Below are 6,440 nucleotides of genomic sequence, written 5' to 3'. Positions count from 1 at the left end.
AAGAAGTCCGCCCACGGCCTGGTCTGAGCCGTGCCCGACGCGATAGCAGCCGTGGCCGCCACGACGCACCCCGTGGCGGCCCCGGCCCGCCCCCCACCCGCCCCCCGCTCAGCTGCCGTGCACCCGTGAGGTCGTCCGATGACAGTCCCTTCTCCCTCTTCCCCCGCCGACGCCGCGCCGGCGCCGACCGACCAGGGGTCCCGTGGAACGGTGACCGTCCTGTGCACCGTGGTGTTCCTGCTTCTGACCCTGAACCTGATCGGCGGCAACGAGACCTCGTCCGCCCCCTCCCCTCCGCCGCACGCCCCGCAGGCCGCCCCGACGGCCCCGGTTGCCCCGGTTGCCCCGGTTGCCCCCTCCGGGCACGCGACCGGGAAGTACCTGCCGCGCGCGAAGCCCGTGCGCCTGCTCATCCCGAAGATCTCGGTGGACGCGCCCTTCACCGACCTCTCCATCGGCCCCAAGGGGGAGCTGGAAGCCCCGCCGGCCAACAACACCAACCTCGTCGGCTGGCACGCCAAGGGCGCCTCCCCCGGGGAGAAGGGCACCGCGATCATCGCGGGACACGTCGACACGGCCACCGCCCCCGCCGTCTTCGCCGAGCTGAGCGAACTGAAGAAGGGGGACGTCTTCCACGTCAGACGGGCCGACGGGCGCCAGGCGTCCTTCGTGGTCTACGACGCGGAGACCTTCGACAAGGACCGCTTCCCCGACGGGCGGGTGTACGGCGACACGGACGACGCCCAGGTCCGGCTCATCACCTGCGCGGGTGACTACGACCGCTCGGCCAGGGACTACACGGCCAACCTCGTGGTCTTCGCCCGTCTCACGTGAGTTCGCCGGCCCCGTCCGCGCGGCCGGTCACTCGCGTAGTCCATCCGAATCGCGCGCTGATGGGGACCGGCTGAGGATCGAGGCACGCCCCCTCGCGGCGCCTTACGCAAGTCCGCCACTCTGCCTCCCCTAAGGAGATGTGCTCCGCATGACCATCACCGCACCCGCTTCGAACCAACCGATGACCCGACAGGTCTCGCCCCGCGTCTCCCAGTCCGTGTTCGACGGCTCCCGGCTGCGGGTCGTCCTGCTGGTGGACGTCAACGACGGCGCGCAGCAGCAGTTCCTGGAGGCGTACGAGCAGCTGTGCAGCCAGGTGGCCTCCGTCCCCGGGCATGTCAGCGACCAGCTCTGCCAGTCGATCGAGAACCCCTCCCAGTGGCTCATCACCAGTGAGTGGGAGAGCGCCCCGCCGTTCCTCGCCTGGGTGAACAGCGAGGAGCACGTGCGGATGGTGGAGCCGCTGCACAGCTGCGTCCGGGACACCAGGTCGCTGCGCTTCCACGTCGTGCGGGAGACCGGCGGCCCGGCGGCGGACGCCGAATCCGGCAAGCGCCGGCTCCAGACGTCCCCCCGGATCGGTGACGGCGTCATCCGTCACGCGCTCACCTTCACCGTCAAGCCGGGCAGCGAGAAGACCGTCGCGAAGATCCTCGCCGACTACGACCCGCCCGAGCCGCAGGTCGACGACACCACCCGGCTGATCCGCACCGCGCTGTTCATGCACGGCAACCGCGTGGTGCGGGCCATCGAGGTGCGGGGCGACCTGCTCGCGGCGTTGCGGCACGTGGCGCGGCAGCCCGAGGTGCGGGCCGTCGAGGAGGCCATCAACCCGTATCTGGAGCAGCACCGGGACCTCGACGACCCCGAGTCCGCCCGGGTCTTCTTCACGCGGGCGGCGCTGCCCGCCGTCCACCACGTGACGGCGGAGCGGGAGGACCCGGCGGCGGAGCGGCACGCGCTGTACTACCCGGCCCGGCCCGGCTGCGGCATGCGGCTGGCCCAGCTGCTGGCCGAGCAGGACGAGGCGGCGGCCGAGGACCCGCGCAACCCGGTCCTGTGCAGCACGATCTTCCAGCGCGACGACGTCGTGGTGCGGCTGATCGACGTCCGGGGCGGCCTCGGCGCCGGCGACCCCGCTCTCTCCCTCGGCCTGCCGGACCCCGCCAAGGCGGCGGAGCTGACGGCGTTCCCGGAGGCCGCCGCCGGTGCGGGTTCCGCGCCGAAGGACGGCGACCTCACGCGCTACCTCGAGCTCGCCCGTATGCAGCTCGTCACCGACCGCCACTCACCCCGCGCCTGATCCGTCCGGCACGCGGGTCGTGGCGGCCAACCGGCCCCTTGTCGACACAGCACACGATCGGAGCAACGTCGTGATCACATCCCGTCCCAGAATCGTGGATCTCAGCGAGGTCGAGCCCAACACCCGGCGCGGCGGTGATCTGCGCGCCATGCTCACGCCCGCCACGGTCGGCTCGACCAGCGGCTTCATGGGCGTGGCCATCGTGCAGCCCGGCGACCGCATCGGTGAGCACTACCACCCGTACTCCGAGGAGTTCGTGTACGTCCTCTGCGGGCAGTTGGAGGTCGACCTGGACGGCGAGCCCCACCCGCTGCGGCCGGAGCAGGGCCTCATGATCCCCGTCAACATGCGGCACCGTTTCCGCAACGTCGGCAACGTGGAGGCCCGTATCGTCTTCCACCTCGGTCCGCTGGCCCCGAGCCCACCGCTCGGCCACGTGGACACCGAGGAGACCGACGCCGTGCCGGTGGTCCGCTCATGAGCCGGCGTGTGGCGGTCACGGGCATAGGCGTCGTCGCCCCGGGCGGTATCGGTGTCCCCGCCTTCTGGGACCTGCTCTCGCACGGGCGCACCGCGACGCGGGGCATCACCTTCTTCGACCCGGCCGGTCTGCGGTCGCGGATCGCCGCCGAGTGCGACTTCGACCCGGCGGTCCACGGACTGGACCCGGAACAGATCGCCCGCAGCGACCGGTACATCCAGTTCGCCCTGGTCGCCGGCGAGGAGGCGGTCCGGGACGCGGGCCTCGACCTCGGCCGGGAGAACCCGTGGCGGGTCGGGGTCTCCCTGGGGACCGCGGTGGGCGGCACCACCCGTCTCGAGCACGACTACGTCCTGGTCAGCCACAAGGGGCAGCGCTGGGACGTCGACCACGGCGAGGCGGAGCCGCATCTGCACCGCGCGTTCGCGCCCAGCACGCTGGCCTCGACGGTCGCGGAGCGGTTCGAGGCGCGCGGGCCCGTGCAGACCGTCTCCACGGGCTGCACCTCGGGACTCGACGCGGTCGGGTACGCCTTCCACACGATCGAGGAGGGGCGGGCCGACGTGTGCATAGCCGGTGCCTCGGACTCGCCGATATCGCCGATCACGATGGCCTGCTTCGACGCGATCAAGGCCACGTCCCCGAACAACGACGACCCCGCCCACGCCTCGCGTCCCTTCGACGCCGACCGCAACGGGTTCGTCATGGGTGAGGGCGGCGCGGTGCTGGTCCTGGAGGAGCTGGAGCACGCGAAGGCCCGCGGTGCCCGCGTGTACTGCGAGCTCAGCGGCTACGCCACCTTCGGCAACGCCTACCACATGACCGGCCTGACCAGGGAGGGTCTGGAGATGGCCCGCGCCATCGAGGCCGCCCTCGACCACTCCCGGCTGGACGGCTCGGCGGTCGACTACGTCAACGCCCACGGGTCGGGCACCCAGCAGAACGACCGGCACGAGACGGCGGCGGTGAAGCGGGCCCTGGGGCAGCACGCCTACGACACGCCCATGAGCTCCATCAAGTCCATGGTGGGCCACTCCCTCGGCGCGATCGGGGCGATCGAGGTCGTCGCCTGTGTGCTGGCCCTGGACCACCAGGTGGTACCGCCCACCGCCAACTACGAGACCCCGGACCCGGAGTGCGACCTGGACTACGTCCCGAGGGTCGCACGCGAGCGGAGACTGAACACCGTTCTCTCCGTGGGCAGCGGGTTCGGCGGCTTCCAGTCCGCGGTGATCCTGACCCGGCCGAGAGGGAGGACACGATGAGCGAACCGCATCCGCGGCGCGCGGCCGTCACCGGCATCGGTGTGGTCGCGCCCAACGGAACCAGCACCGAGTCCTTTTGGAAGTCCACCCAGGAGGGCATCAGCGTCCTCGACCGGGTCACCCGCGAGGGCTGCGAGCATCTGCCGCTGCGGGTGGCCGGCGAGATCCGGGACTTCGAGGCGTCGGCGGCGATCGAGGAGCGCTATCTCGTCCAGACCGACCGGTTCACGCACTTCGCGATGGCCGCGGCCGACCTCGCGCTGGACGACGCCCGTCTCGGCCAGGCCGACACCTCCGGCGAGCCGTTCGGGGTGGGCGTGGTCACCGCGGCCGGTTCGGGCGGCGGCGAGTTCGGTCAGCGCGAGCTGCAGCGGCTGTGGGGCAAGGGCAGTCGCTTCGTCGGGCCGTACCAGTCGATCGCCTGGTTCTACGCCGCCAGCACCGGCCAGATCTCCATCCGCCGCGGTTTCAAGGGCCCCTGTTCGGTGGTCGCCGCCGACGAGGCCGGCGGCCTGGACGCGCTCGCCCACGCCGCGCGTGCGGTGCGGCGCGGCACCGACGTGATCGTGGCGGGGGCGACGGAGGCGCCGCTCGCCCCGTACTCGGTGGTGTGCCAGCTCGGCTACCCGGAGCTGAGCACCGCCGACGACCCGGCGCGCGCCTACCGCCCCTTCACCGCGGGCGCCTGCGGGTTCGTGCCCGCCGAGGGCGGCGCCATGTTCGTGGTGGAGGAGGAGGGCTCGGCCCGGGAACGCGGGGCGCGGGTGCGGGCCACCCTGGCGGGACACGCGGCGACGTTCACCGGCGCCTCGCGCTGGGAGGAGTCCCGGGAGGGGCTCGCCCAGGCCGTCCGCGGTGCCCTGGACGAGGCCGGCTGCGCCCCGGAGGAGATCGACGTGGTCTTCGCCGACGCCCTCGGCGTACCGGAGGCGGACCGTGCCGAGGCGCTGGCGATCACCGACGCGCTCGGTGCGCACGGCAAACGGGTTCCGGTCACCGCGCCGAAGACCGGCATCGGCCGCAGTTACTGCGCGGCGCCGGTGCTGGACGCCGCGGCGGCGGTGCTCGCGATGGAGCACGGCCTGATCCCGCCCACCCCCAATGTTTTCGACATCTGCCATGACCTCGATCTGGTGACCGTCCGCGCCCGCGCCGCCGAGGTGCGTACGGCGCTGGTCCTCGGCCGGGGGCTCATGGGCTCGAACTCGGCGCTGGTGCTGCGGCACGGCGCCGCCGACGCCTCGTGACGAGGCCACGGAGCAAAGGAGAACAACCGCATGAGTGACCGCATCACCGTGGAAGAACTGGCCGAGCTGATGAAGCAGGCCGCCGGGGTGACCGTCGCCCCGGACGAGCTGCAGCAGCGGGCCGACTCGGGGTTCGACGCCCTCGGCATCGACTCGCTGGGTCTGCTGGGCATCGTGGGCGAGCTGGAGAACCGCTACGGCGCCCCGATGCCGCCCGACGCGGAGCGCTGCAAGACGCCCCGGCAGTTCCTCGACCTCGTCAACAGCGCACTCCCGGCAGGAGCGTGACATGGCCGGACACACGCAGAACGAGATCACCATCGCCGCACCACTGGACCTGGTCTGGGACATGACGAACGACGTGGCGAACTGGCCGCGGCTGTTCAGCGAGTACGCCTCCGCGGAGATCATGTCGCAGGAGGGGAACAAGACCACCTTCCGGCTGACCATGCACCCGGACGAGAACGGCACCGTGTGGAGCTGGGTCTCGGAGCGGGAGACGGACCGCGACACGCTCAGCGTCAAGGCCCGCCGTGTCGAGACCGGGCCCTTCGCGTACATGAACATCCGGTGGCAGTACGAGGAGGTCCCGCAGGGGACCCGGATGGTGTGGACGCAGGACTTCGAGATGAAGCCGGAGGCTCCGGTCGACGACGACTGGATGACCGACAACATCAACCGGAACTCCAAGGTTCAGATGGCCCTGATCCGGGACCGTATCGAGAAGGCCGCCGCGAACCGCGGGTCCGTGCCGTCCGTGACCGACTGAGCGGGAAGGAGGAGAGGACCATGCACCAGGCCCTGATCGTCGCCCGGATGGCTCCGGGGTCGGCCCCGGACATCGCCAAGCTGTTCGAGGAGTCCGACCGGGGGGAGCTGCCGCACCTCGTGGGCGTCGCCCGGCGCAGTCTCTTCCAGTTCGGTGAGGTGTACCTGCACCTCATCGAGTCCGAGCAGGACCCCGGCCCCGCCATCGCGAAGGTGGCCGGGCACCCGGCGTTCCGTGACATCAGCGAGCGCCTCCAGGCGTACGTCTCGGCGTACGACCCCGAGACCTGGCGTTCGCCGAAGGACGCGATGGCGCACTGCTTCTACCGCTGGGAGCGCAATTCCACCGGCTGAGGGCATCCTCGGCCGGCCACCGGGGGCGGGGGGGGGGGGGGGGGGGGGCGCGCCCCCCCGGGGGGGGGGGGGGGGGGGGGGGGGGCCCCCCCCCCCGGCCCCCGGGGGGGGGGGGGGGGGGGGGGGGGGGGGCCTGGTCGGTCACTCCTCGACGGTAGCCCGGATGCGGGGGAGGGCTTCGCGGAGGG

Annotated in this window: 8 protein-coding genes; all 8 read left to right on the top strand. The window is 72.2% G+C overall.

From position 1 onward, the window contains the following. Positions 1-210 precede the first annotated feature (210 nt). The 8 genes from ACIBBD_RS38655 to ACIBBD_RS38620 all read left to right on the top strand — a co-directional run bounded on the left by ACIBBD_RS38655 (position 211) and on the right by ACIBBD_RS38620 (position 6,252). Positions 211-834 (top strand): class F sortase, encoded by a 624-nt coding sequence (locus ACIBBD_RS38655; RefSeq protein WP_399424693.1) that lies wholly within the window; start codon positions 211-213, stop codon positions 832-834. Positions 835-982: 148 nt separating this feature from the next. Continuing rightward, positions 983-2,137: a SchA/CurD-like domain-containing protein gene (locus tag ACIBBD_RS38650; RefSeq protein ID WP_399424691.1), complete on the top strand. Its 1,155-nt coding sequence runs from the start codon at positions 983-985 to the stop codon at positions 2,135-2,137. Positions 2,138-2,231: 94 nt separating this feature from the next. After that, complete coding sequence (locus ACIBBD_RS38645; protein ID WP_399424689.1) at positions 2,232-2,618, top strand: cupin domain-containing protein; 387 nt, start codon at positions 2,232-2,234, stop codon at positions 2,616-2,618. Further along, the gene (locus tag ACIBBD_RS38640) at positions 2,615-3,883 is read left to right on the top strand and encodes a beta-ketoacyl-[acyl-carrier-protein] synthase family protein (RefSeq protein ID WP_399424688.1); all 1,269 of its coding nucleotides are present in this window, start codon (positions 2,615-2,617) and stop codon (positions 3,881-3,883) included. Before ACIBBD_RS38645 ends, ACIBBD_RS38640 begins: the two co-directional genes overlap by 4 nt. Then, a complete protein-coding gene (locus ACIBBD_RS38635; protein ID WP_399424685.1) occupies positions 3,880-5,130 on the top strand; it encodes a ketosynthase chain-length factor in 1,251 nt (416 codons plus the stop codon). Before ACIBBD_RS38640 ends, ACIBBD_RS38635 begins: the two co-directional genes overlap by 4 nt. Positions 5,131-5,160: 30 nt before the next feature. Next, on the top strand, positions 5,161-5,418 hold the full coding sequence (locus tag ACIBBD_RS38630; protein ID WP_399424684.1) for an acyl carrier protein: 258 nt from the start codon (positions 5,161-5,163) through the stop codon (positions 5,416-5,418). A gap of 1 nt (position 5,419) precedes the next feature. Next, positions 5,420-5,899 carry an SRPBCC family protein gene (locus ACIBBD_RS38625; RefSeq protein ID WP_399424682.1) on the top strand — a complete coding sequence of 160 codons (480 nt, stop codon included), beginning with the start codon at positions 5,420-5,422 and terminating at the stop codon, positions 5,897-5,899. Positions 5,900-5,919: 20 nt separating this feature from the next. Then, the gene (locus tag ACIBBD_RS38620) at positions 5,920-6,252 is read left to right on the top strand and encodes a TcmI family type II polyketide cyclase (protein WP_399424680.1); all 333 of its coding nucleotides are present in this window, start codon (positions 5,920-5,922) and stop codon (positions 6,250-6,252) included. Positions 6,253-6,440: the final 188 nt, after the last annotated feature.

The organism is Streptomyces sp. NPDC051315 (assembly GCF_044455165.1).
Lineage (GTDB): Bacteria > Actinomycetota > Actinomycetes > Streptomycetales > Streptomycetaceae > Streptomyces.
Note: the sequence above shows the minus strand (reverse complement) of the source record. Positions and strands in the feature narration are given on the sequence as shown.

Excerpts from the sequence above, each read along its gene's own strand:
- ACIBBD_RS38635 (WP_399424685.1), top strand. The coding sequence starts at position 3,880 with ATGAGCGAACCGCATCCGCGGCGCGCGGCCGTCACCGGCATCGGTGTG.
- ACIBBD_RS38650 (WP_399424691.1), top strand. The coding sequence starts at position 983 with ATGACCATCACCGCACCCGCTTCGAACCAACCGATGACCCGACAGGTC.
- ACIBBD_RS38625 (WP_399424682.1), top strand. The coding sequence starts at position 5,420 with ATGGCCGGACACACGCAGAACGAGATCACCATCGCCGCACCACTGGAC.
- ACIBBD_RS38630 (WP_399424684.1), top strand. The coding sequence starts at position 5,161 with ATGAGTGACCGCATCACCGTGGAAGAACTGGCCGAGCTGATGAAGCAG.
- ACIBBD_RS38640 (WP_399424688.1), top strand. The coding sequence starts at position 2,615 with ATGAGCCGGCGTGTGGCGGTCACGGGCATAGGCGTCGTCGCCCCGGGC.
- ACIBBD_RS38620 (WP_399424680.1), top strand. The coding sequence starts at position 5,920 with ATGCACCAGGCCCTGATCGTCGCCCGGATGGCTCCGGGGTCGGCCCCG.